The organism is Pseudoxanthomonas sp. LjRoot206, from assembly GCF_056175725.1.
This window is the reverse complement of sequence record NZ_JBGFFI010000002.1, coordinates 368,463-391,863: the sequence shown is the minus strand read 5'-3', so window position 1 is coordinate 391,863 and position 23,401 is coordinate 368,463. Positions and strand designations below refer to the sequence as shown.

22 protein-coding genes are annotated in these 23,401 nt (G+C 68.7%); 11 read left to right on the top strand and 11 right to left on the bottom strand.

The window, feature by feature from the left end:
• Positions 1-155: 155 nt before the first annotated feature.
• Positions 156-761 (bottom strand): response regulator, encoded by a 606-nt coding sequence (locus tag AC04MD_RS06450; RefSeq protein WP_475496966.1) that lies wholly within the window; start codon positions 759-761, stop codon positions 156-158.
• Positions 762-1,078: 317 nt separating this feature from the next.
• Here AC04MD_RS06450 and AC04MD_RS06445 point away from each other — a divergent pair, with 317 nt between their 5' ends.
• Together AC04MD_RS06445 and wrbA are read left to right on the top strand one after the other, a co-directional pair.
• Entirely contained in the window at positions 1,079-1,516 is a 438-nt protein-coding gene (locus AC04MD_RS06445; protein WP_475496471.1) for a helix-turn-helix transcriptional regulator, read from the top strand.
• 12 nt (positions 1,517-1,528) lie between these two features.
• Entirely contained in the window at positions 1,529-2,128 is a 600-nt protein-coding gene (wrbA, locus tag AC04MD_RS06440) for an NAD(P)H:quinone oxidoreductase (protein ID WP_475496470.1), read from the top strand.
• Positions 2,129-2,143: 15 nt separating this feature from the next.
• Here wrbA and mobA read toward each other — a convergent pair whose 3' ends face one another.
• Together mobA and AC04MD_RS06430 are read right to left on the bottom strand one after the other, a co-directional pair.
• A complete protein-coding gene (gene mobA / locus AC04MD_RS06435) occupies positions 2,144-2,692 on the bottom strand; it encodes a molybdenum cofactor guanylyltransferase (RefSeq protein ID WP_475496469.1) in 549 nt (182 codons plus the stop codon).
• The gene (locus tag AC04MD_RS06430) at positions 2,689-3,915 is read right to left on the bottom strand and encodes a molybdopterin molybdotransferase MoeA (RefSeq protein WP_475496468.1); all 1,227 of its coding nucleotides are present in this window, start codon (positions 3,913-3,915) and stop codon (positions 2,689-2,691) included. Before AC04MD_RS06430 ends, mobA begins: the two co-directional genes overlap by 4 nt.
• Before the next feature lie 212 nt (positions 3,916-4,127).
• Between AC04MD_RS06430 and AC04MD_RS06425 the strand changes: the two genes are divergently transcribed.
• Both AC04MD_RS06425 and azu read left to right on the top strand, forming a co-directional pair.
• Positions 4,128-4,673, top strand: a complete 546-nt coding sequence (locus AC04MD_RS06425; protein ID WP_475496467.1) for a hypothetical protein — start codon at positions 4,128-4,130, stop codon at positions 4,671-4,673.
• Between the two features lie 146 nt (positions 4,674-4,819).
• A complete protein-coding gene (azu, locus tag AC04MD_RS06420; protein WP_475496466.1) occupies positions 4,820-5,275 on the top strand; it encodes an azurin in 456 nt (151 codons plus the stop codon).
• 64 nt (positions 5,276-5,339) lie between these two features.
• Here the strand turns inward: azu and AC04MD_RS06415 are convergent, their stop codons facing one another.
• The 8 genes from AC04MD_RS06415 to AC04MD_RS06380 form a co-directional block, all read right to left on the bottom strand.
• A complete protein-coding gene (locus AC04MD_RS06415) occupies positions 5,340-7,172 on the bottom strand; it encodes a sialate O-acetylesterase (RefSeq protein ID WP_475496965.1) in 1,833 nt (610 codons plus the stop codon).
• 196 nt (positions 7,173-7,368) lie between these two features.
• Complete coding sequence (locus tag AC04MD_RS06410) at positions 7,369-9,438, bottom strand: oxidoreductase (RefSeq protein ID WP_475496465.1); 2,070 nt, start codon at positions 9,436-9,438, stop codon at positions 7,369-7,371.
• Positions 9,431-10,756, bottom strand: coding sequence for an APC family permease (locus AC04MD_RS06405; RefSeq protein ID WP_475496464.1), 1,326 nt, complete (start codon positions 10,754-10,756; stop codon positions 9,431-9,433). The genes AC04MD_RS06410 and AC04MD_RS06405 overlap by 8 nt, the downstream gene beginning before the upstream one ends.
• On the bottom strand, positions 10,753-11,799 hold the full coding sequence (locus tag AC04MD_RS06400) for an aromatic ring-hydroxylating oxygenase subunit alpha (RefSeq protein WP_475496463.1): 1,047 nt from the start codon (positions 11,797-11,799) through the stop codon (positions 10,753-10,755). The genes AC04MD_RS06405 and AC04MD_RS06400 overlap by 4 nt, the downstream gene beginning before the upstream one ends.
• A gap of 138 nt (positions 11,800-11,937) precedes the next feature.
• Positions 11,938-14,490 (bottom strand): glycoside hydrolase family 3 protein, encoded by a 2,553-nt coding sequence (locus tag AC04MD_RS06395; RefSeq protein WP_475496462.1) that lies wholly within the window; start codon positions 14,488-14,490, stop codon positions 11,938-11,940.
• Between the two features lie 145 nt (positions 14,491-14,635).
• Positions 14,636-14,752 carry a cytochrome bd-I oxidase subunit CydX gene (cydX, locus tag AC04MD_RS06390; RefSeq protein ID WP_475496461.1) on the bottom strand — a complete coding sequence of 39 codons (117 nt, stop codon included), beginning with the start codon at positions 14,750-14,752 and terminating at the stop codon, positions 14,636-14,638.
• 11 nt (positions 14,753-14,763) lie between these two features.
• Positions 14,764-15,909, bottom strand: coding sequence for a cytochrome d ubiquinol oxidase subunit II (gene cydB / locus AC04MD_RS06385; RefSeq protein ID WP_475496460.1), 1,146 nt, complete (start codon positions 15,907-15,909; stop codon positions 14,764-14,766).
• A 13-nt stretch (positions 15,910-15,922) separates the two neighbouring features.
• On the bottom strand, positions 15,923-17,494 hold the full coding sequence (locus tag AC04MD_RS06380; RefSeq protein ID WP_475496459.1) for a cytochrome ubiquinol oxidase subunit I: 1,572 nt from the start codon (positions 17,492-17,494) through the stop codon (positions 15,923-15,925).
• 219 nt (positions 17,495-17,713) lie between these two features.
• Between AC04MD_RS06380 and ccoN the strand changes: the two genes are divergently transcribed.
• The 7 genes from ccoN to AC04MD_RS06345 all read left to right on the top strand — a co-directional run bounded on the left by ccoN (position 17,714) and on the right by AC04MD_RS06345 (position 23,399).
• Entirely contained in the window at positions 17,714-19,153 is a 1,440-nt protein-coding gene (gene ccoN / locus AC04MD_RS06375) for a cytochrome-c oxidase, cbb3-type subunit I (RefSeq protein ID WP_475496458.1), read from the top strand.
• A gap of 12 nt (positions 19,154-19,165) precedes the next feature.
• Positions 19,166-19,786 carry a cytochrome-c oxidase, cbb3-type subunit II gene (gene ccoO, locus AC04MD_RS06370; protein ID WP_475496457.1) on the top strand — a complete coding sequence of 207 codons (621 nt, stop codon included), beginning with the start codon at positions 19,166-19,168 and terminating at the stop codon, positions 19,784-19,786.
• Positions 19,787-19,789: 3 nt separating this feature from the next.
• Entirely contained in the window at positions 19,790-19,930 is a 141-nt protein-coding gene (locus tag AC04MD_RS06365) for a cbb3-type cytochrome oxidase subunit 3 (RefSeq protein ID WP_213605011.1), read from the top strand.
• Positions 19,927-20,862 carry a cytochrome-c oxidase, cbb3-type subunit III gene (gene ccoP / locus AC04MD_RS06360; protein ID WP_475496456.1) on the top strand — a complete coding sequence of 312 codons (936 nt, stop codon included), beginning with the start codon at positions 19,927-19,929 and terminating at the stop codon, positions 20,860-20,862. The genes AC04MD_RS06365 and ccoP overlap by 4 nt, the downstream gene beginning before the upstream one ends.
• Positions 20,859-21,155, top strand: coding sequence for a hypothetical protein (locus tag AC04MD_RS06355; protein ID WP_475496455.1), 297 nt, complete (start codon positions 20,859-20,861; stop codon positions 21,153-21,155). The genes ccoP and AC04MD_RS06355 overlap by 4 nt, the downstream gene beginning before the upstream one ends.
• A gap of 121 nt (positions 21,156-21,276) precedes the next feature.
• On the top strand, positions 21,277-22,866 hold the full coding sequence (locus AC04MD_RS06350) for a 4Fe-4S dicluster domain-containing protein (protein ID WP_475496454.1): 1,590 nt from the start codon (positions 21,277-21,279) through the stop codon (positions 22,864-22,866).
• A complete protein-coding gene (locus AC04MD_RS06345) occupies positions 22,863-23,399 on the top strand; it encodes a FixH family protein (protein ID WP_475496453.1) in 537 nt (178 codons plus the stop codon). Before AC04MD_RS06350 ends, AC04MD_RS06345 begins: the two co-directional genes overlap by 4 nt.
• Positions 23,400-23,401 lie beyond the last annotated feature (2 nt).

Sequence of the window (23,401 nt, the reverse complement as noted above, 5' to 3'; positions counted from 1 at the left end):
CGGCGATGAGCACCCGGCGTCGTTGCGGATCGGCAAGCGTGGGATCGTGGGGCGTGTGCATCGCGACAGTGCGCCTGTGGGCGTGGAGACCGCGTCAGCGTGCGCCCGTACCGGCGGATCGGGATTGCACATCCGTGCGCGACGCGGCGCGGCGGTCAGAGCTGGATGATGCCGCGCTTGATCGCGATGGTGACCGCATGGGTGCGGTCGTTGGCGCCGAGCTTGGACAGGATGCTCTTCATGTGCGCCTTGACCGTCTCTTCCGAAATGCCGAGGTTGCGTGCGACGCGCTTGTTGGCATTGCCTTCGGCCACCTGCCGCAGCACGTCGACCTCGCGGCCGCTCAAGCCGTCGTCGCCGACGTGGGCGGCCAGGCTGTCCGCGATCTCAGGCGGCACGCGACGGCCGCCGGCGTGCACGGCGCGGATGGTATCCACCAGTTCCCGGCGCAGCATGCTCTTCAACAGATAGCCGTGCGCGCCGGCACGCAGCGCACGCAGGGCCTGCACATCGCCCTGGTACGTGGTCAGCACCACGATCCTCGCCATCGGGTCCTGCTCGCGGATCGCCCGGATCGCGGTGATGCCGTCCATGCCCGGCATCTGCAGGTCCATCAGCACGACGTCCGGCCGCAGCTTCGCGTAGAGCGCGACCGCTTCCGCGCCTTCGGTGGCCTCCGCCAGCACGCACATGTCCGGCTGCGTACCTAGCACGGCGGCGATGCCTTCGCGCAGCAGCGGATGATCGTCCACGACGAGCACCCGGATCGTGCCGTCGGACGCAGACACGCTGACGAAAGCGGAAGAGGACACGGGCGCGGGACCGGACGGAGTGCGCGCCACGATAGCGCGCGTGCGTGCCAGGCGCGAGGCCCCAATACGGGGGACTCGCACCGGGAGACGGCATGTTCCACCGCGTCCGCTGTACGAGCGGATGGACGGCGTGGCGGCCTCCCCCGATCGGGTGAGGCGATGGCTACGCCGATTGGGGTATCGATGTCGGGCCGGCACGCGCATCGTGGAAGAAAGGGGACCACGCGGCGCACACGCGCACGCCATTGACCGGACGAGACGCCACCATGCATGCCTTCCAGGAGTTCCACTACTCCGACCCGCGCCCTGCCCCGGGTCTCAACGAGCGCGCCTTCCAGCGCGCGGACGCCTTCATCCTGCGCAACCTCGGCAAGAACGTCACCCTCGCCGAGATCGCATCGGCCGCCTGCATCAGCCGCTTCCACTTCGCCCGCCAGTTCCGGCAGCGCATGGGCTGCAGTCCGATGGCCTACGTGATGCGGCTGCGCCTGGAGCGCGCGAAGGAGATGCTGGCGCGCGGTGACCAGCGCATCGCCGACACCGCGGCCGCGCTCGGCTTCTACGACCAGAGCCATTTCACCCGCACCTTCCGCCGTGCGACCGGCGTGTCGCCGCGCGCGTTCTCGCACCAGTGCCGTCACACAGGCACAACGGTCGCAGCGCGCACACTGCGCCTGACCGAACCCGCGCACGCGCACTCCTGAGGAGCGACCCCGATGGCCAGGATCCTGGTGCTGTACTACTCCGCCTACGGGCACATCGAAACCATGGCGCAGGCCGTCGCCGAGGGCGCGACCGGCGCCGGCGCGCAGGTCGACATCAAGCGTGTGCCGGAACTGGTACCGGACGAAGTCGCGCGCGCGTCGCACTACAAGCTCGACCAGCCCGCACCGGTCGCGACGATCGCGGAACTGGCTGACTACGACGCGATCATCGTCGGCACCGGCACGCGCTTCGGCCGCATGAGTTCGCAGATGGCCAACTTCCTCGACCAGGCCGGCGGCCTGTGGTCGCGCGGCGCGCTGCACGGCAAGGTCGGCGCCGCCTTCACCTCCACCGCCACCCAGCACGGCGGCCAGGAGACCACGCTGTTCTCGATCATCACCAACCTGCTGCATTTCGGCATGGTGATCGTCGGACTGGATTACGGCCACGCCGGACAGATGACGCTGGACGAAATCACCGGCGGCTCGCCGTATGGCGCCAGCACGATCGCCGGCGGCGACGGCTCGCGGCAGCCGTCGGAGAACGAACTGAAAGGTGCGCGCTACCAGGGCCGCGTGGTGGCGGAGACCGCGATCAAGCTGCACGGCTGATCCGGCCGAGGCCGCTCAGCGCATCGCCCCGAGCGCGCCCCAGTCGTCCGGCGTATTGCAGTTCCGCAGCTGGTGTCGCCATGGCGATGCCGGCAGTTGCGTCGCATGCAGGCGCTGCTGCAGCGCGCGCAACGAGCGTTCGCGTCCGTCGCGATTGCCGATGTCATCCATCGCGGTGCGCACGTCGGCATCGATCCGCAGCACCATCGGCAACGGATGGTCCTCCACGCAGGCGCAGTCCGATGCCGTTGCCAGCAGCGCGTGGATCAGCTCCACCGACAGCAAGGGCATGTCCACCGGCACCACCAGCCAGGCGCCGTCCCGCATCTGCGGCGCGAGTTGCGCGAGCGCGCCCATCGGGCCGGTGCCGGGTCGCACGTCCGGCACGCCCCGGAGATCGGGACGGTCGCCACTGACGACCACCTCGTCGGCCCCCGCGGCGTGCAACAGCGCGTGCATGTGCGCGAGCAGCGTGCCGTCGCCCCAGGGCAGCAAGGCCTTGTCGGTGCCCATGCGCGATGAACGTCCGCCCGCGAGCAGTACCGCGCGCAATGTGACTGTCATGCCGGGCTCCACGACGGTAACCGCAGATGGCCGTGCCCATGCACTTGCACGCGCGTGCCCATGGCGACGCGGTCCGTGTCTGCCGGCAGCGTGATCCACACCGACGACTGCGAGAACGGCAGCACGCGGAACGAGGCCTGGGCGTCGGCGACGCAGGCTTGCAGGCGACCGTCGCCCGCGTCGCGCAGCGCGCCGTGGAAGACGGCGTGCAACCCCGCGCGCTTGGCGAAGTCGGCGGCCAGCGGCAGCCAGCGTTCCGGTTCGGGCGCCATGCCCAGCCAGGCGCGCAGCAGCGGTTCGACGAGGAAGCGGAAGCCCACCGCGGCCGACAACGGGTTACCCGGCAGGCCGACGAACATCGCGCCTTCGTGCAGGCGCGCCGCCAGCATCGGTTTGCCGGGCCGCATCGCCACGCCATGGAATAGCGGTTCGGCAGCGCTCGCATCGAGCGCAGACGGAACGAAGTCGTAACAGCCCTTCGATACCGCTCCAGTGCTGAGCACCAGATCGACACCATCGGCGAGCGCGTCCTCCAGCTCGGCGTGGAACTTCGCGACGTCGTCGCCGACACGCACGATGCGGACCAGGTCGGCGCCCGCCGCCGCCGCGACCGCCTGCAGGTACGGCGAGGTTGCATCGTGGATACCGCCCGCCGGCAGCGCGTCGCCCGCCGCGACGATCTCGCGGCCCGTCGCCAGCAGGGCCACGCGCGGACGTCGTGCGACCTCGATGGCGTCGATTCCGACACCGGCCAGCAACATCAGCTGCGCCGTGTCGATCAGCGCACCGCCACGCAGCAGCGGCTGATCCTGCTGCACGTCCTCGCCGCAACGGCGGATGTTCGCGCCGACCCGCGCGTCCTCACGCAGGCGGATGCGCGACGGCAGGCGCTCGATATCTTCGACCGGGACGACCGTATCGGCGCGCGCGGGCAAGGCGGCACCGGTCATGATCTCCCAGGCGTTGCCATCGTCTTCCGGCGCGGCTTCGCCGGCGCCGATGCGCGCGGTTATCTCCCACTCGCTGCCCGCCGCCGGCGTTCGCCCGGCCGACGCCAGCGCGACGCCGTCCATCGCGGCGTTGTCGAACGGCGGCAGCGCCAGCGGACTGGCGACGTCACGGGCGAGCACGCGGCCGACGGCATCGCGCAGCGCCACGCGCTCCGTGCCGAGCAGGCCCGCGCCTTCACGCAGCCGTGCCACCGCCTCGTGGTAACCGATCACGCCGTTTCCTGATCCGTCCGAACGGGGCGACCAGCCTAGTGCTGCCCTGTGCGAATTGCCATGGGCGCAGGCGAGGCGGCGGGGCCCGGGCATCGGGCCGCAGAGGCGCCTGCCATTGATGGGATCCGTAGTGGGGTCAGCAAAGCAAGAACGCCAGGCGGGCAACGCGGCTGCCCTATCATGCTGGCTGCAGACTGGTTCGGGGAGGAACCATGGCAGACGTCCGTCAACGATCCACCTTCGTCACCGTGGTGGCATGGACCTTCATCGCACTGTCGGGATTCGGCGCGTTCTTCGGGATCCTGCAGAACATCCTCATACGTACCATGTTGCGCAGCGGAGAGTTCGGGCCGCTGCTGCAGGCTGCGCCATCGGAGCCAGGGTTTCCTCCCATGGCACTCTTCGTGTTCGAACACATGCAGTGGATCTTCCTCGGCGCGCTGCTGGCCAACCTCGTCACGCTCGTCGTGTCGATCGGCCTGCTGAAGCGCCTCAACTGGGCGCGGCTGGGCTTCGTCGCGCTGATGGTGCTCACCGTCCTCTGGCAGGTCGTGGGACTGGGAATCCAGGCCAGCATCTTCTCGTCCATCCATGCGCAGTTCTCCGCCACCAGCCAGCACGGCATGCCGGAGATGGGGTTCTTCTTCGTCGTGACCGGCGTCGTCAGCGCGCTCTTCGCCCTCGTGTTCGGCGCGCTGTTCGGATGGATTGCGTGGAAGCTGATGTCGAAGCCGATCGCAGCGGAATTCCAGCGCTAGCGTGCGGGGATGCGCGTCGCCGATGGCCGGAGCGTAGGCGCATACGTCACGGGCGACCTTGATTCTGATCAAGGCCGCGCATGGAGTGCCGTGATGACATGGCCGCCGAGCCCTTCCCCATCGACGCCTATCCCAGGAGTTCCGCCATGACGCTTTCCCGAACCTTCGCCACCATCGCCCTGCTCAGCGCCGCCAGCATGGCACAGGCCGCCGGCAACTGCACCGTCAGCCTCAAGGGCGACGACGCCATGAAGTTCGACCTGAAGGAGGCCACCGTCTCCGCCAGCTGCCCGACCATCACCATCGAACTGACCCACAGCGGCAAGCTGCCGGTCACCGCCATGGGCCACAACGTCGTCGTCTCGAAGACCGCCGACCTCGCCGGCATCGCCCGTGACGGCATGAAGGCCGGCGCGGCCGGCGCCTACGTGCAGGCCAACGACGCGCGCGTGGTCGCGCACACCTCGCTGGTCGGCGGCGGCCAGAAGACCAAGGTCACCTTCCCCGGCAAGAAGCTCACCGCCGGCGGCGACTACAGCTTCTTCTGCAGCTTCCCCGGCCACTCCACCCTGATGAAGGGCAAGCTGGTCGTCACCAAGTAAACGCGACAACCGCCGTGTACCGCCGCGAGGCGGCGCGCGGCGGCGCGCGGCGATCCGGCGTCGCTCACCAGTTGTCGCTGCGGAACGGCGAGGCGGGCAACTGGTCGGTGTTGATCAGGTCGGCATCGGCCGGATTGTCGGACCAGCCGTAGCGCACCGCCGCCGGACGCGGCACCGCCTTGCTGCGTACGACCACGCGCCCCTCCTGTACGGTCGCTTCCGCCGGATGGAATACCTGGTCGACGCCGGCCAGCGCGAAGCCGTGCACGCGCATTCCGCCGCCGCGAACCGCCAGCGTTCCGCCCGAGGTACCGAACTCCACGTGCGCCGCACCGCCTTCGAAGCGGGTGTACTGCGGCACTGGGCCGTGGAACGCGACCGCTTCGCCGTACGCCACGTTGCGCGCCGCCAGCGCCAGGCGCCGGCCGACCTCCTGCTTGTTGCGCGGATGGATGTCGGCCGGATCGCCGATGTCGATCGCGACCGCCTGCGCGGCGCCCGGCATCCACAGCGTCATCGACTGCGCCTCGCGCAACGTCGCCCACGGACTCGCGTCGCCCTGGTCCTTGCCGGACGAGAAGTTGGCGAGCTGGACCCACAGGAACGGCAGGCTCGGCGCATCCCATTGCGTACGCCATTGCGCCCGCCACTGTTCGATCAGCGCCGGGAACTGCAGACGGTAGCGCAGCGCGTCGGCGACCGTGTCCGCGTTCGATTCGCCCTGGTACCAGATCACGCCGCGCAGCGCGTAGGGCTGCAACGGGTGGATCATCGCGTTGTACAGCAGCGTGGGATGTTGGTTCTTGCCATCATCGAGGGCGACGCTGACCTTGCTTGGCCGGAACACCCAGTCCGCCAGCGCACGCGTGGCGCCGCCCTGCGGCTGCACGAAGACCTCGGCGGCCTCGCCATGGATGCCGCCGCCACCGCCGGTATCCGTCACCCGCACGGCGACATGGTTGATGCCCTTGCGCAGGGCCGAGGCGGGCACCGTGTAGCGACGCGGCTGGTCGTGCTGCATGCGGGTTTCGCCGACCTGCGTGCCGTTGACCCAGGTGGTATCGGAATCGTCGATGCGGCCTACGCCCAGGGTGACGCCTGCAGCCGCTTCGGCCGCGGTCAGGGTGAACGTGGTGCGGTACCACGCCACGCCGTCCATGCCGTTCCAGCCCACGGCTTCCCACCGCGACGGGACCGCAATCGGCACCCACGTGGAGGTCTTGAGTTTCGGCGCCTGCCAGTCCGCGTCATCGGCCGGCAGGCTCCAGCGTGCGAGATGCTGCCGCGTTTGCACCAGCGCGCGCTCGTCCTCCGACTGCAGGTTCGCGATCCGCTCCGCCAGCGCCTGTTCGTCCAGTCGCTGCGACGGCGCATCCATCCAGGCTTCGATACGGCTGCCGCCCCAAGTGCTGTCGATGATGCCGATCGGCACGCCGGTGACCTTGCGCAGCTCGCGCGCGAAGAAGTGCGCGACCGCGGAGAAGCTGCCCGCGGCCTGCGGCGACGAAGCCACCCACTCGCCACCGGGCAGCTGGTCCTGCGGCGTGCCCGCCCACGCCCTCGGGATCTTGAAATGGCGGATCTGCGGATCGGTGGCGCGCGCGATCTCGGCCTGGGCATCGGCCGACTGCGCGATCGTCCATTCCATGTTCGACTGCCCGCTGGCCAGCCACACGTCGCCGACCAGCACATCCTGCAGCACGCGCGGCTGCGTGCCGTCGTCGATGCGCATCACGTGCGGTCCACCGGCGGTCTGCGCCGGCAGCTCCAGCGACCAGCGTCCGTCCTCGTCGGCCTGGGTGGCGACGGCCCCGGCGCCGGCGAACGTCACCGCGACGCGGGCACCCGGCGTGGCATGGCCCCATACCTGCACCGGCTGGTCGCGCTGCACGACCATGCCGTCGGAAAACAGACGAGGAAGTTCCACGGCCTGCGCCGAGGGAATGGCCAGCAGAACAGACAGGACGGTCGTGATTCGATTCACTGCGGATCTCCATGCCGGGATGGCGCGCAGGCGGCGGCGCCTGCCACGGCCGATGATGCCGTCAAACCGCGCGCGGCAGTAGTGACGTTCGGTACCCCCGCCCGACCCGTCACCCCGGCATTGGCGCGTCGTGATGGAAGTGACGCTTGAACGACACGTCGCCGTCGCGCGGGGCATCGAGCTCCTGCGCATAGCGATGACCGGCATAGACCGCATGTGCGATCAGGCCCGGCGCCAGCGCATCACCGATGCAGGACACGCTGCGGATGCCGGCATCGGCCCACTCGGGCTCGCGCACCTTCAGCGCCTGGTACAGCGAATCGTCGGGCAGGCGTGAGGTGACCACCACCAACGCATCACAGTCGATCGTGGATGTCGCGCCACTCCAGACCTGCTCCAGCGTCAGCGTGGTACCGACGTAACCGCCGACCATGTGCGACACGCACTGCGATACGCCGAGTTCGGCCATGCGCCACCGGATATGGCGGTAGTCCAGCGTGTTCGCGCTCCACGAGGCGATGGTGTCGTCCGGGGTCAGGTACGTCACCTCGGTGCCGCGAACGCGCAACGCCTCGGCGACGACACTGGCGGTGTAGAAGTAGTCGTCGTCGTAGACCACCACGCGGCCCTCGGGCCAGCGCCCGTCCATCAGGTCGTCCGGAGTGAACACGCGCGGGTTGTCGATGAAGTCGGCGATGCCCAGCCCGTGGCTGCGGCCGAAGCCGTCGCGCCGCCAGTGGCAGCCGGTGGCGATGACGACATGGTCCGCGCCGAAGTCGAGCACGTCCTGAGCGGTAAGCGCGGAGTCGAGGTAGGTACTGATGTTCGCCCGCTTGCCGATCTGCCCGAGCCGCCAGTCGCGCACGCGCGCCCACTCCGCCAGGCCCGGCAGGCGCGTTTCGCGGGTCACGCGCCCGCCGAGTTCGTGCCGCGCCTCCGCCAGATGGACCTCGTAGCCGCGCTGGCCCAGCGCACGCGCTGCTTCCAGTCCGGCCGGTCCGCCCCCGACGACCAGCACGCGCGACTCGCTCGCCTTCGCGGCGATCCGCTCCGGATGCCAGCCCTTGCGCCACTCCTCGCCCATGCTCGGGTTCTGCGTGCAGCGGATCGGCGAGATGGTCATGTCGCCGGACACGCAGATGTTGCAGCCGATGCATTCGCGGATGTCGTCGACGCGACCTTCCTCGATCTTGCGCGGCAGGTAGGGATCGGCGATCGACGGCCGTGCCGCGCCGATCAGGTCGATCACCCCGCGGCGGATCTGCGACACCATCGTGTCGGGCGAGGTGAAACGGCCCACGCCGACGACGGGCTTGCTGGTCGTCTTGCGGACGAAGTCGATGAAGGGTTCCTGCGCGCCTTCGCGGGCGAAGCGCGACGGCACCGAGTCGTTGTACCAGGCGGCGAGGTTGACGTCCCACAGGTCGGGCAGCTCGGCCAGGATGCCGACGATGTCCTGCGCTTCCGCCAGCTCCACCCCGCCCGGCCCCAGCAGTTCCTCGGTGGCGAAGCGCAACGCGACGGCGCAGCGATGGCCGACCGCCTCGCGCGTGTCCTGCAGCACCTCGCGCAGCAGGCGCACGCGGTTCTCGAGCGAGCCGCCGTAGGCGTCGCTGCGCTGGTTGCGGCGGCGCTGCAGGAAGTGCATCGGCAGCGACAGGTCGTGCGCGGCGTAGACGTAGACGATGTCCATGCCCGCCTTCATGCCGCGCACCGCGGCCTCACGGTGCCAGCGGCGGTACTCGGCGATGTCGTGCAGGTCCATCGCGCGCGCCTGCGCGGGATAGCCGTACTTTGACGGCTGGTGCGACGGTGCCAGCAGCACTTCGCGCGAGTAGAGGTTGGAGGCGGTCGGCCCGTTGTGCGACAGCTCCAGCGCGGCGAGCGCGCCGTGCGCGTGCACCCTGTCGCACATCAGCGCGAGCGCGGGGATGTCGCGGTCGTCCCACAGCCGCGCCTCGACGTACGGGGTCAGGTCGCTGCTGGGGTGGATCTCGCACTCTTCCGTCGACACCACGCCCCAGCCACCCTCCGCCTTCACCTCGCGCATGGCCGCGTGCGCCAGCGGCATCGCATGGCCCATGCCGTTGCAGTGCGGCACCTGGAAGAAGCGGTTCTTCGTCGTCACCGGTCCGATGCGGACCGGCTCGAACAGGATGTCGTAGCGCGGATCACGCATCCTGCACCGCACTGCCGCGGCGACGGCGCAGGAAGACGTACAGCGGCAGGCCCGCCGCCATCAGTGCCAGTGCCAGCCAGAACGGCTGCGCGCCCATGCCGATGAAGGCGAACACCGTATAGGCCACGCCCGCGACGGCGGCGCCAATCAGGTCGCGTCCGGCATCGCGATGGCCGCGCCACCACAGCACGCCGAGGGCGAGCGAGCAGCCCAGGTACAGCGGCAGGTTGGCGGCGGTGACCACGGTACTGAGGAAGGTGAAGCCGGCCACCGCGGATTCGCTGTAGTTCATCAGCACCATGGCGCTGGCCAGCGATGCCGTCAGCACCAGGGCGCCGGTGGGCGCGCCGAAACGGTTGCTCCACGCCAGCGCCTTCGGCATCGTGCCGTTCTCCGCCATCGTGCGCATCATCTCGCCGCTCAGCAGCGTCCAGCCGTTCAAGGCCCCCAGGCCGCTGATCACGACGAACAGGGCGATCCAGCGACCCGTGCCTTCACCGGCGAAGCGCTCCATCACCAGCGCGAACGGCGCGCTGGACTGGGCAAGTTCGGCATGCGGCAGCAACAGCAGCGGCACGGCGGACACCACCAGGTAGATGCCGGCGGTGAGACCGGTGCCCACCAGGGTCGCGCGCGGGATGGTGCGCCCCGGATCGGCGACCTTCGATGCGGGGACCGTCGCCGACTCGAGGCCGAGCATGGCGAACAGTGCCAGCGTCGACGCAGCCATCGCATCGCCGAGGCTGATCGGTTTCGCCGGCGGATGCGCGGCGAACGATCCCGGCGACTGCAGCAGCATCCACGCCCCGAGTCCTGCCACGGCCAGCATCGGCAGCAGCTTCATCACCGTGGTCACCACCTGCACGCGGCCACCGCTGCGCACGCCGAGGAGGTTGATGCAGACGAACAGCCACAGCACGCCCAGGCACAGCAGGGCCGGCGGCACGCGCGCCAGCGCGGGGAAGATCGCCGCGGCGTAACCGACCACGCCGGTGGCGAGCGCGGCGAGCGTGATCCAGTTCGACACCCAGTACGACCACAGCACCGCGTAGGCCGGCAGCCCGCCCAGCGTGTGCCGCACGTAACCGTAGGGACCATCCGCGCCGGGCAGCAGGCGCGCCAGCTGCGCCAGCACACGGGCCAACGCTAGGCAGCCGAGCACGGTGATGCCCCAGCCCAGCAGCGCGTTGTAGCCCAGCGGCGCCATCGAGGCGGGCAGCACGAAGATGCCCATGCCGATGGTGTTGCCCACCACCAGCGCGGTGCAGGTCCAGAAGCCGATCTTCCGGCCGTCGCGCGGAGGCGCGGCGGGATTCAATACACGCCCCTCAGCAGGTTGTGGAAATGCCACACGCCGCTTTCGCGCTTCGGGCACAGCCGGCCCGCCTCGTAGAAACCCGACGCGAGGCCCCGTTGCACCGCTTCGCAGATGCGGATGTCTTCGTCCTGCACCTCGTCGCTGAAGGCCTGGTCGTTGGCGATGCGCGCCTGCGCCGCATCGTCCTGCGCGTAGTAGGAGTCGAACTCCACCCTGCAGCGGTCCGGCCCCAGCGGCAGGATGCGGTTGGTCTGCAGGCGCCCCGGCATGATGTTGAGCATCACGTTGGGATAGACGAAGTAGTAGAACGCATCGCCATCGCCGTAGAGATCGCCGCTGTCGCGCAGCGGCGAATGCTGCAGCGAATGCCACGGGAACAGTTCGGTGTCGTAGGCGCGGTAGTCCAGCACCTTCGACAGGCCGGGATGCACGTGCGGCAGGTGGTAGCCCTCGAGGAAGTTGTCCACGTAGACCTTCCAGTTACAGGCGATGTCGTAGCTGTCACGGCGGTGGAAGCGCATCGCGGCCAGGTCGATCGGCGCGATGCGTTCGGCGATGCCGCCGTAGACGTCGTCGAATCCCGGCGCATCCTCGTGCACGGCGACGAACACCAGTCCCTGCCAGGCGTGCACGCGCAGCGGTGGCAGATGGATGTCCCTGACGTCGAAATCGGCGGCGCCCTGCATTTCCGGCGCGCTTCGCAGCTGGCCGTCCAGCGCATAGCTCCAGCCGTGGTACTTGCAGTGCAAGGCGCGTGAGCCCTTGCCGTTGCACAGCGCCAGCGGACCCCCGCGGTGCCGGCACACGTTGGGGAAGGCGCGCAGCACGCCGTCCTGCCCGCGCACCACCAGCACCGGCACGCCGCCGACCTGTTCGACGATGTGGTCGCCGGGATCCGCCAGTTGCCCTTGGTGGGCGACCAGCTGCCAGCTGCGCTGGAACACCGCCGCCCGCTCCAGCGCCAGCGTCGCCTCGCCGCTGTAGTAGCGGGCGGGCAGCGCACGTGCGCGTTCCAGGGGAAGGAGGCTGGCGGTGTCCGGCATGGCGTTCCCGTCGATGGTCGCGCCGTGTGGACGGCGCCAGCCAAGCCTACGCGCAGGACGTCGCGCGGCACAGTGCCCCGCCTTCCCGCCAATCAGCGAGAGCCCCGACGTGAACCGGGGCCTCCGTTGCCGCGAGCCTCAGCGCGGGCAGTCGACCGTGACGTCCGCCTGGTCCAGCGCGCCGAGCGCCACGCGCGAGACGGCGACCGTCATCGCGCCGCCCGTGGCGATCGACCACGGGCGGTCGAGCTTGGTGATATCGGCACCGGCCTTCGTCAGGCACTTCAGCGGCACGCCGACGCGCGTCCACTGGCCGAGCGGCAGTTTCGCCAGCGTCGGCGACAGCGCCACGCGCGCCGTGCAGCCGGTGCCGCAGCCGACCGACAGCCAGGCGTCGCCTGCCGGCGCCGCGTCCACGCGCAGCGTGGTGAGCAGCATCACGTCGCCGTTGCTTTCGCGCTGCAGGTCGAGCGCGGTGTGGGACTGCAGCGCCACGATCGCCTCGCCCTTGCCGGACCACGCGAGGCGGCGAGCGTCCTCCTGCGCCTGGTGGTCCACGCCGGTGACGCGCAGCAGGTCGCCGTCCAGCGCTTCGGGGACCTTGGTGACCGTCACGCCCTGGCCATCGGCGGACTCCATCCGCAACGCGATGCCCGCACCGGCATCGCCACGTGCGAAGAACACGCCGCTCGCGCCTTCGTCGCCGGTCACGCCTGAGTCTTCCGGCAGCGCAGCGAGATCGCCCTTGTCGGCGTAGGTCAGGCCGAAGCCGAACGCGAACAGCGGGTCGTAGCCTTCCTGCCCCACGTTGTTGGCGTACTGCGTGGCGGTGCGCGGCCAGCTGAAACTCAGCTTGCCCTTGAAGTCGTGCTGCACGCTGCCGTCGGCCTTGCGCAACAGCACGTCGGCGATGCCCGCGCCTTCCGAGCCCGGCAGCCACGCCGCGACGAACGCATCGGCCGCGTTGATCTCGCGGTTCATCCACAGCGGACGCCCGCTCAGGAACACCGCCACCACCGGGATGCCTTCGGCTTTCAGACGCTTGAGCAATTGCAGGTCGGTGTCGTAGCCCGGCTTGTAAAGCAGCGTCTGCAGGTCGCCCTGGAATTCCGCGTACGGATCCTCGCCGAACACCACCACCGCCACGTCCGGCTTCTGCGTATACGCGCCATCCACCGACAGGACGGCGTCGCCGCCGCCAGCCTTGGCCTGCTGCGCGATGCCTTCGTAGATCGTCTCGGCGTTCGGGAAGTCCTTGCGCGTGGTGCCGGTGCCCTGCCAGTTGAGCGTCCAGCCGCCGGCCTGCTTGCCCACGTCGTCGGCACCGTCGCCGGCGACGAGGATGCGCTGCTTCGGCGACAACGGCAGCACGCCGCCGGCGTTCTTCAGCAGCACCAGCGACTCGCGCACGGCCTGGCGTGCGACCGCGCGATGCTCGGGCGACCCCAGCAGCGCGAACTGCCCGCCGACCGCGCGCGACGATGGCTTGCCGGCGTCGAACAGGCCCAGGCGGAACTTCACCCGCAGGATGCGGCGCACCGCGTCGTCCAGGCGCTCCTGGCTGATCGTGCCCGCCTTCACCGCCGCCAGCGTGGTCTCGTAGAAGCCCTTCCAGCTGTCCGAGGCCATCGCCATGTCGAGGCCGGCATTGATCGTGGCCGGGCAGTCCGTGGTGGTGCAGCCCTTGACGTGCCCGTGGCCGTTCCAGTCGCCGACGACGAAGCCGCCGAAGTTCATCCTGCCTTTCAGCGCGTCGGTGAGGTAAGGCTTGTGGCCGTGCATCTTCTCGCCGTTGACGCTGTTGAACGAGGCCATCGCTGTTTGCGCGCCGGCCGCGATCGCCGGCGGATAACCCGCCGCATGGATGCGCACGAGGTCGGCTTCGCTGATCTTGGTGTCGCCCTGGTCCTTGCCGTTCGTGGTGCCGCCATCTCCGAGGAAATGCTTGACCGACGCGATCACGTGGCGACCGTCGAGGAAGGCGGGCGTGCCTACCTTGCCCTGCAGTCCTTCCACCACGGCGACGGAATAGCTGGCCACGATGTCCGGCGATTCGGAATAGCCTTCGTACGTGCGCCCCCAGCGGTCGTCCTGCGGGACCGCCACGGTCGGCGCGAACGTCCACTCCATGCCGGTGGTACGCGTCTCCAGCGCGGTGATCTCGCCGATGCGGCGGATCAGCTCGGGATTGCGCGCCGCGCCCAGACCGATGTTGTGCGGGAACAGCGTGGCGCCGACGATATTGCTCTGCCCGTGCACGGCGTCGATGCCGAAGATGACCGGGATCGCCTTGCCGCCCTGCGAGGTGTCCATCGACGCTTCGTAGAACGCATCGGCCAGCGCCAGCCACTCGGCCGGCGATGCGTCGTAGCGTCCACCGGGATCGGAGTTGCCGCCGGCGAGGATCGAACCGAGCCGGTACTTGCGGATGTCGTCCGGCGTGATGCTGGCGATGTCGCCCTGCACCAGCTGGCCGACTTTTTCCTCCACCGTCATCGTCGCCATCAGGTCGGTGATGCGCTGCTCGAGCGCGGCATCCTCGGCGAACGGCCAGGCGACCTGCGGCCACGGGTTGGCATCGGTCGGCGGGGCCGCGGTGGTCTTGTCGTCGCCCTTGCAGGCGCCCAGGGCCAGCACGAGTGCGGCCATCAGCACGCCACGCCGCGCACGCAATGCATTGCGGTTCGTCATCGCCTTCATCCTTCCCTCTGCTCCGAGTCAGCCCATGGTCTCGTGCATCCGTCGCCCCGTGCAAGGTCGGCGCTTCGTCACCCTGGCATGAAAAGCCCCGGGTCGAACCGGGGCCGGGTTCACACGATGACGCGACGGGACGCCGTCAGGGATCACGATCGGCCGCTTCGCGGTCGTTCTCACGCATCTCGTACCACATGCCGTTGAGGATGGCGAAGCTCGCCGCGAGTCCGGCGCCCAGGATCCAGCTGAAGTACCACATGGGTGTGCTCCTCAGTACGCGTTGGGGTTGCGCCCCATGCCGTCCTGGTCGACCTTGCCGCGCAGCACGCGGAAGACCCAGGCGGTGTAGAGCAGGACGATGGGCAGGAAGACCACCGTCGCCAGCAGCATGATGAAGAGCGTCATGTGGCTGGACGATGCGTCCCACAGCGTCAGGCTGGACACGGGCTGCGTGGACGACGGCAGCAGGAACGGAAAGGTCGCCACGCCTTCGGTCAGGATGATGGCGGCGATGGCGATGGCGGACGAGACGAACGCCAGTCCGGCGCGTCCGGCACGCAACAACACCGCGCTCATCAGCGCCCCCGCCACGCCCAGCACCGGAAGCAGCCACGCCAGCGGCCAGCGCGCGTAGTTCTCCATCCAGGCGCCGGGCTGCGCCACGGCCACCTTGGCCAGCGGATTGGATGCACCCGCCGGATCCATCGCCACCTGCAGCGCATACCCGTCGATGCGCGCGACCCAGAGACCGCCGATCACGAACAGCACCGCCGTACCCAGCGCTGCGATGCTGCCGTAACGGCGCGCGCGCGCGGCGATCTCGCCGGAGGTCTTCATCGCCAGCATGCCGGCGCCGTGCATCACCAGCATCGACACGCTGACCAGGCCGCACAGCAGCGCGAAGGGCGTCAGCAGGCCGAACAGCCCGCCCTCGTAGAAGATCCGCAGCGTGTCGTCGAAATGGAACGGCACGCCGAGCAGCACATTGCCCATCGCCACGCCGAACACCAGCGCCGGCACCAGCCCGCTGACGAACAGCGCCCAGTCCCACGCGGCGCGCCAGCGCGGATCCGGCACCTTGCTGCGGAACTTGAAGCCGACCGGGCGCAGGATCAGCGCGAACAGGATCAGAAACATCGCGAGGTAGAAGCCGGAGAAGCTGACCGCGTACAGCGGGGGGAACGCCGCGAAGATCGCGCCGCCACCGAGGATCAGCCAGACCTGGTTGCCTTCCCACACCGGGCCGATGACGTTCAGCACGATGCGGCGTTCTTCGTCGGTGCGCGCCACCGCGGGCAGCAGCGTCGCGATGCCCAGGTCGAAGCCGTCCATCACCGCGAAGCCGATCAGCAGGATGCCCAGCAGCAGCCACCAGACCAGGCGCAGCGTGGCGTAGTCGAGGGGAATGGTGTCCATGCGTCGTCTCCCGTCAGCCCGCAGGGGCCGGTTGCGGCACGCCGTCCGCGTCCGGCGCGGGTTCGGACAGATGCTCGGGGCCTTTGAGGATCAGCTTGCGCATCAGCCAGACCTCGATGATGGCCAGCACCGTGTAGACCAGTACGAAGCCGGTGAGCGTGATGATGACCTGGTGCAGCTTCAGTCCCGATGCCGCGAGGAAGGTCGGCAGCACGCCATCGATGATCCACGGCTGCCGCCCGTACTCGGCGATCAGCCAGCCGGCCTCGATCGCCACCCACGGCAGCGGCAGGCTCCAGAACGCCAGCTTCAGGAACCAGCGGTAGCGCTCCAGCCGCTGCCGGCTGGCGAGGTAGAACGCGACGGCGAAGAAGGCGATGAAGTAGAAGCCCAGGCCCACCATCAGGCGGAAACTCCAGAACAGCGGCGCCACGTGCGGCACGGTGTCCTGCGCGGCCCTGGCGATCTCCTCCTCGGTGGCGTTGCCGATGTCCTCGCGGTAGCGCTTCAGCAGCAGGGCGTGACCGATGTCGCGCCAGTGCGCCTCGAACACGTAGCGCGCCGTACCGTCGTGGCGGTTCGCCCTCAGCTTCTGCAGTGCTTCGTAGCCCATCAGCCCGTTGCGGATGCGGCCCTCGGCGCGCTCGACCAGGTCGAGGATGCCCGGCATCTCGGTATTGAACGAGCGCGTGCCGATCAACCCCATCACGTAGGGGAGGTGCAGCGCGTAGTGGTTGGTCTGGGTCTTCTGGTCGGGGATGGCGAAGGCGTTGAAACCGGCCGGTGCGGGCTCGGTCTCCCACATCGCCTCGATCGCGGCCAGCTTCATTTTCTGGTGTTCGCTGGTGGCATAGCCGCTCTCGTCGCCCAGCACCACCACCGACAGCGCCGACGCCAGGCCGAAACTCGCCGCCACGGCCATCGAGCGCTTCGCGAAGTCGGCATTGCGGCCGCGCAGCAGGTAGAAAGCGCTGATCGCCATGACGAACATCGCGCCGGTCACGTAGCCGGCCGATACCGTGTGCACGAACTTCGCCTGCGCCACCGGGTTGAAGATCACCGCCATGAAGTCGGTGATCTCCATGCGCATGGTCTCGGGATTGAACACGGCCCCGACCGGGTTCTGCATCCAGCCGTTGGCGACCAGGATCCACAGCGCCGAGAAGTTCGACCCCAGCGCGACCAGCCAGGTGACCATCAGGTGCTGGACCTTGCTCAGCCTGTCCCAGCCGAAGAAGAACAGACCGATGAAGGTGGCCTCGAGGAAGAACGCCATCAGGCCCTCGATGGCCAGCGGCGCGCCGAAGATGTCGCCGACGTAATGGCTGTAGTAGGACCAGTTCATGCCGAACTGGAACTCCATGACGATGCCGGTGGCCACGCCCATGGCGAAGTTGATGCCGAACAGCGTGCCCCAGAACAGCGTCATCCGCCGCCAGATGTCGCGCCCGGTCATCACGTAGACGCTCTCCATGATGGCGATCAGGAAGGACAGTCCCAGTGTCAGCGGGACGAACAGGAAGTGGTACATCGCCGTCAGCGCGAACTGCAGGCGGGAAAGCTCGACGACGGTCATGTCCGGCATGGCGATGCGGCTCCCGGGTGTCGGAGGCGAATTCTAGACGCCACCCACTCCATGAGGGGGGCGACCCTTTGTCGCATCCCGTCCCGTGCAGCGCCGCGGCATGCTGCGCGCCCCGTGGCCTACCGGCCGTCGGCGCGGCGACGGGAGGGGTTGATCCTGATCAATGCGCCCCGGCTGAATGGGGCCGAGAATCCACCGTACCAGAATAGGAGAGGCCGCATGCAAGGCGTCCAGGGGACTTACAACGACAAGGTGGTACGCCAGTTCACGGTGATGACCGTGGTCTGGGGCATCGTGGGGATGCTGGTGGGCGTGCTGATCGCCGCCCAGCTGTACTGGCCGGCCCTGAATTTCGATCTGCCCTGGCTGAGCTACGGCCGGCTGCGGCCGCTGCACACCAACGCAGTGATCTTCGCGTTCGGCGGCTGCGCGCTGTTCGCCACCAGCCTGCACGTGGTGCAGCGGACCAGCCATGTGCGGCTGATCTCCGACAGGCTGGCCGCCTTCGTGTTCTGGGGCTGGCAGCTGGTCATCGTGTCCGCCGCCGTCTCGCTGCCGCTGGGCCTGACCCAGGGCAAGGAATACGCCGAGCTGATCTGGCCGATCGACGTGCTGATCGCGGTGGTCTGGGTGTCCTACGCCGTGCTGTTCTTCGGCACCATCGCCAGGCGCGCGGTGAAGCACATCTACGTGGCCAACTGGTTCTTCGGCGCCTACATCATCGCCGTGGCACTGCTGCACATCGTCAACAGCCTGGCGCTGCCGAGCGGCCTGCTGCACTCCTATCCGATCTACAGCGGCGCCGTCGACGCGATGGTGCAATGGTGGTACGGCCACAACGCGGTGGGCTTCTTCCTGACCGCCGGCTTCCTCGGGATGATGTACTACTTCGTGCCGAAGCAGGCCGGCCGCCCGGTCTACTCGTACCGCCTGTCGATCGTGCACTTCTGGGCGCTGATCGCCATCTACATGTGGGCCGGCCCGCACCACCTGCACTACACCGCGCTGCCGGACTGGGCGCAGAGCCTGGGCATGGTGTTCTCGCTGATCCTGCTGGCGCCCAGTTGGGGCGGCGCCATCAACGGCGTGATGACGCTCTCCGGCGTGTGGCACAAGCTGCGCACCGACCCGATCCTGAAGTTCCTGATCGTCTCGCTGTCGTTCTACATGATGTCGACCTTCGAAGGTCCCATGATGTCGATCAAGACGGTCAACTCGCTGAGCCACTACACCGACTGGACGATCGGGCACGTGCATGCCGGCGCACTCGGCTGGGTCGCGATGATCACCATCGGCTCGGTCTACGCGATGCTGCCGAAGCTGCTGGGCCGCGAGCAGATGCATTCGGTCAAGGCCATCGACACCCACTTCTGGCTGCACACCCTCGGCGTGGTGTTCTACATCGCCTCGATGTGGATCGCCGGCGTGATGCAGGGCCTGATGTGGCGCGCCACCAACGCCGACGGCACGCTGACCTACAGCTTCGTCGAAGCCTTGAACGCCACCTACCCCTATTACCTGGTCCGCCTGGGCGGCGGCCTGCTGGTGTTCACCGGCATGCTGCTGATGGCCTGGAACACCTGGAAGACCTTCCAGGCCGCCAAGTCCACTGCGCCGCAGCCGATCCTGCAGCCCGATGCCAGCCAGGCGCGCGCCTGAGGAGCCGACGACATGAGCAACGGAAATTCACACGAGAAAATCGAGAAGAACGTCGGCCTGATGGCCGTGCTGATCGCGGTGGCGGTGTCGTTCGGCGGCCTGGCCGAGATCGTCCCGCTGATGTTCCAGGCCGAGGCAATCAAACCGCTGGAAGGCGTCAAGCCCTACCCCGCGCTGCAGCTCGCCGGCCGCGACATCTACATCCGCGAGGGCTGCTACAACTGCCATTCGCAGATGGTCCGCACCCTGCGCTTCGAGTCCGAGCGCTACGGCCACTACTCGCTGGCCGGCGAGTCGGTCTACGACCGCCCGTTCCAGTGGGGCAGCAAGCGTACTGGACCGGACCTGGCCCGCGTCGGCGGGCGCTATTCCGACGACTGGCACCGCGTGCACCTGCTGAATCCGCGCGACGTGGTACCGGAGTCCAACATGCCGTCCTTCCCCTGGCTGGAAAACGCCAAGGTCGACGGCGCCGACGTGGCCCAGCGCATGAAGACGCTGCAGCGCCTCGGCGACCCGTACACGGACGAAGAGATCGACAACGCCGCCTCCGATGTTGAAGGCCGCACAGAACTGGACGCCGTGGTCGCCTACCTGCAAGGGCTGGGCAAGGCCGCGCCGAGGGGAGGCTGAGCCATGGTATCGGGGATCGTGACCGGGGCACTGATCGTGCTCTTCATCGCCGGCTGGGCGTGGGCGTGGAGCCCGCGCCGCAAGGCGGATTTCGACAATGCGGCGCGCATGCCGCTGGGTGAGGAAGGGGAGAACAACCCATGAGCGCAGGCTGGATCGGATTCATCGTCGCGCTGGTCGTACTGAACATCCTGGGTTGCGTGTGGCTGCTGTGGTGGACCGGCCGCCGCCGCCCGGGCGACCCGGCACCGGAAGACACCTCGCACGTGTGGGATGGCGACCTCACCGAGTACAACAAGCCGCTGCCGAGGTGGTGGATCAACCTCTTCTACATCACCATCGTCTTCAGCATCGGCTACATCGCCTGGTACGGCGGCCTCGGCGTGGTGCCCGGCTATGCGAAGTGGTCGTCCACCGGCGAGCACGACGACATGAAGGCGGTGCAGGACAAGAAACTGGAAGCCACGTTCGCACCGTTCGCCAACCAGTCGATCGACCAGCTGGCAAAGGATCCGAAGGCGCTGGCGCTGGGCCGCTCGATCTTCAACAACACCTGCGCCACCTGTCATGGCTCGTCGGGCCAGGGCGCGACCGGCTACCCCAACCTGACCGACGGCATCTGGCATTGGGGCGGCACGCCGGACCTCGTGCTGCAGACGGTGCTGGACGGCCGCGAAGGCGTGATGCCCGAATGGGGCACCGCGCTGACCAACATGGGCGGCGAGAACGCGGTCGACTACGTCGTCGCCTACGTCAACGTGTTGGGCGACCCGCAGAAGGGCATGAGCAACAACTTCATGGCCGCCCAGGGCAAGCCGCTGTACGATGGCCTCTGCGTGGCCTGCCACGGCGTGGACGGCAAGGGCAACCAGGAACTGGGCGCCCCCGACCTGACCGACGACTACTGGCTGTACGGCAACAGCAAGGAAAGCATGCGCACGACGATCACCAGGGGACGTCATGGTGTGATGCCTGCCCACCGCGAACTGCTGGGCGAGACGCGTGCGCGCCTCGTGGCCTCGTACGTCTGGTCGCTGTCGCACAAGGAGGGTCAGGCGACCGCCGGCGCGAAATGACCGATTTCACCGAGCCCCGCCTCGACCACCCGCCCCGGCCGCTCGCACAGCGCGTCGGGGCCGTGCTCTGGCCCAGTTTCTTCGCCGCCGGCGTGGCGACGATGGTGTTCTTCGCCTTCGTCGATCCCCTGACGCTGCGCGACATGACCTTCCCCGACCTGGCGATCAGCCGCGAACTCGGCTACACGCTGGGTTTCTTCATGTTCTGGCTGGCGACCGCGTCCAGCAGCCTGTTCACCTGGATCCTGCTTCGCCCCGCCAGCCGTTTCAACCGCGCGCTGCCGCCGGACTGAGCGCGCCTGCGCGCGCCAGGCAGGCCGCCTGCGCGCGGCGATGGCGCGACCTGCGACAAACCGTCGCTCCCCGCTGTGCGCCTGCGGCGCGAGCATGACGCCAGCCAAGACAGACACCGCCATGTCCACGCCAGCCCCGCCCTCCCCCGCTCCCGACAGCAAGCGCCGCATCCCGCTGGATGTGGTGGACGCGCAGGGCAATTCGTTCTACGTGAGCGAACGCAAGGTGTATCCGCGCGACGTGGCGGGCCGGCTCAACCGCCTGCGCGTGGCCGCGGTGTGGTGGCTGCTGGGCATGTACTACCTGTTTCCGTGGCTGCAATGGGACGACCGCCAGGCCGTGCTGTTCGACCTGCCGGCGCGCAAGTTCTACGTGTTCGGCCTGGTGTTCTGGCCCCAGGATTTCCTGTTCCTCGCCATGCTGCTGATCATCGCGGCGATGGCGCTGTTCTTCTTCACCGCGCTGGCCGGCCGCCTGTGGTGCGGCTATGCGTGCCCGCAGACGGTGTGGACGGAAGTGTTCCTGTGGATGGAGCGCTGGACCGAAGGCGACCGCAGCGCGCGCATGAAGCTGGATGCGGCGCCATGGAGCGCCAACAAGCTGCTGCGCAAGGGCGGCAAGCACGTGCTGTGGGCCGTGTTCGCGCTGTGGACGGGCTTCACCTTCGTCGGATTCTTCACGCCCATCACCGACCTGGGGGCGCGCCTGTGGCCGTTCGCCTGGGGCGGCTGGGAGACGTTCTGGGTGTTCTTCTACGCGCTGGCCACGTGGGGTTTCGCCGGCGTCCTGCGCGAGCAGGTCTGCAAGTACATGTGCCCCTACGCACGCTTCCAGAGCGCGATGTTCGACCGCAACACGCTGATCATCGCCTACGACCCGATGCGCGGGGAACCGCGCGGCCCGCGCAAGCGCGGCCTCGGCAGCGTGCTGGAACGCGTGCGCGGCCTGCTCGACCAGGCCACCGCCTACGACTACGTGATGCGCGCGAACGCGCATCCCAGCGCCGCCGACCAGCGCCTCGGCGCGCACGGCACCATCACCTTCGCCGGGGCCGGCGTGGTGGTCGAACCGCTGCCGAAGTTCGTGCCGGAACAGTTGGGCGACTGCATCGACTGCACGATCTGCGTACAGGTCTGTCCCACCGGCATCGACATCCGCAACGGCCTGCAGTACGAATGCATCGCTTGCGGCGCCTGCATCGACGCCTGCGACGACGTGATGGACAAGATGGGGTATCCGAAAGGATTGATCCGCTATACCACCCAGAACGCCATCGACGGCAAGCCGTCGAAGGTGCTGCGGCCGCGCATCGTCGTCTACGGCGCCCTCCTGCTGGCGCTGGTGGCGGCGTGGGGCTGGGGCGTGTTCCACCGCGACGTGCTGATCGCCGAGGTCCTGCGCGACCGCAATGCGCTGTACCGCGAGGTCGCGGGCGGGCAGGTCGAAAACAGCTACACGCTCAAACTGGTCAACAAGGACCAGCAGCCGCACCGTTATGCGGTGACGCTGGCCTCTGCATCGCCCGGCATCCGCCTGCGCGACGGCGAGCTGACGGCGCGCGCCGAACCCGAGGAAGTCCTGTCGCTGGCCGTCACCGCCACCGCTCCCGCCACCCTGCGCGGCCGCCATGCCGTGACGTTCACCGTCCGCGACGTCGACACCGGGACCGAGAAGACCGTGGACAGCAGTTACTTCGGACCCATCCAATGACCATGAAACCCGCTGCTCTCGCCGGCGATGCTCCCGCCGCCAACACCCGCCCGTTCTGGAAGGAGCCGATGGTGTGGCTGGTATGGGGCCTGCCGCTGGCCTCGGTCGTCGCCGGCGTCTGGCTGGTGGTGACCGCCGTGCGTGCCGGCGGCGCCGATCCCGTCATCGACGACGTGCAGCGCGTGTCGCAGATCCAGACCACCGACCTGGGACCGGACGAACGCGCCGCGCAGCGCCAGCTCAGCGCCATCGTGCAGGTCCGTCCCGACCACGTGGAACTGACTGCGGTGACCGGCGAGTTCGATCGCGAGACCGCGCTCGTCCTGGTGCTGACGCACCCCACCGAAGCCGCGCAGGACCTGCGCCTGCCGCTGGCGCGCACGACCACGGGCTGGAGCGCGCCCGCCGAGATCGACACGCGCCACGACTGGAACCTGCAGCTCACCCCCGACAACCACCACTGGCGCATCCGCGGCCGCCTGCAGAAAGATACGCAGGCCTCGCGCCTGGCGCCCTCCCTTGGGGGCGGCTGAGT

What these genes read in the sequence shown, in the direction of transcription:
- AC04MD_RS06445 (WP_475496471.1), top strand. Translation starts at nt 1,079, where the DNA reads ATGCATGCCTTCCAGGAGTTCCACTACTCCGACCCGCGCCCTGCCCCG.
- wrbA (WP_475496470.1), top strand. Translation starts at nt 1,529, where the DNA reads ATGGCCAGGATCCTGGTGCTGTACTACTCCGCCTACGGGCACATCGAA.
- mobA (WP_475496469.1), bottom strand. Translation starts at nt 2,692, where the DNA reads ATGACAGTCACATTGCGCGCGGTACTGCTCGCGGGCGGACGTTCATCG.
- AC04MD_RS06425 (WP_475496467.1), top strand. Translation starts at nt 4,128, where the DNA reads ATGGCAGACGTCCGTCAACGATCCACCTTCGTCACCGTGGTGGCATGG.
- azu (WP_475496466.1), top strand. Translation starts at nt 4,820, where the DNA reads ATGACGCTTTCCCGAACCTTCGCCACCATCGCCCTGCTCAGCGCCGCC.
- AC04MD_RS06415 (WP_475496965.1), bottom strand. Translation starts at nt 7,172, where the DNA reads ATGGTCGTGCAGCGCGACCAGCCGGTGCAGGTATGGGGCCATGCCACG.
- AC04MD_RS06410 (WP_475496465.1), bottom strand. Translation starts at nt 9,438, where the DNA reads ATGCGTGATCCGCGCTACGACATCCTGTTCGAGCCGGTCCGCATCGGA.
- AC04MD_RS06400 (WP_475496463.1), bottom strand. Translation starts at nt 11,799, where the DNA reads ATGCCGGACACCGCCAGCCTCCTTCCCCTGGAACGCGCACGTGCGCTG.
- AC04MD_RS06395 (WP_475496462.1), bottom strand. Translation starts at nt 14,490, where the DNA reads ATGACGAACCGCAATGCATTGCGTGCGCGGCGTGGCGTGCTGATGGCC.
- cydX (WP_475496461.1), bottom strand. Translation starts at nt 14,752, where the DNA reads ATGTGGTACTTCAGCTGGATCCTGGGCGCCGGACTCGCGGCGAGCTTC.
- cydB (WP_475496460.1), bottom strand. Translation starts at nt 15,909, where the DNA reads ATGGACACCATTCCCCTCGACTACGCCACGCTGCGCCTGGTCTGGTGG.
- AC04MD_RS06380 (WP_475496459.1), bottom strand. Translation starts at nt 17,494, where the DNA reads ATGCCGGACATGACCGTCGTCGAGCTTTCCCGCCTGCAGTTCGCGCTG.
- ccoN (WP_475496458.1), top strand. Translation starts at nt 17,714, where the DNA reads ATGCAAGGCGTCCAGGGGACTTACAACGACAAGGTGGTACGCCAGTTC.
- ccoO (WP_475496457.1), top strand. Translation starts at nt 19,166, where the DNA reads ATGAGCAACGGAAATTCACACGAGAAAATCGAGAAGAACGTCGGCCTG.
- AC04MD_RS06365 (WP_213605011.1), top strand. Translation starts at nt 19,790, where the DNA reads ATGGTATCGGGGATCGTGACCGGGGCACTGATCGTGCTCTTCATCGCC.
- ccoP (WP_475496456.1), top strand. Translation starts at nt 19,927, where the DNA reads ATGAGCGCAGGCTGGATCGGATTCATCGTCGCGCTGGTCGTACTGAAC.
- AC04MD_RS06355 (WP_475496455.1), top strand. Translation starts at nt 20,859, where the DNA reads ATGACCGATTTCACCGAGCCCCGCCTCGACCACCCGCCCCGGCCGCTC.
- AC04MD_RS06350 (WP_475496454.1), top strand. Translation starts at nt 21,277, where the DNA reads ATGTCCACGCCAGCCCCGCCCTCCCCCGCTCCCGACAGCAAGCGCCGC.
- AC04MD_RS06345 (WP_475496453.1), top strand. Translation starts at nt 22,863, where the DNA reads ATGACCATGAAACCCGCTGCTCTCGCCGGCGATGCTCCCGCCGCCAAC.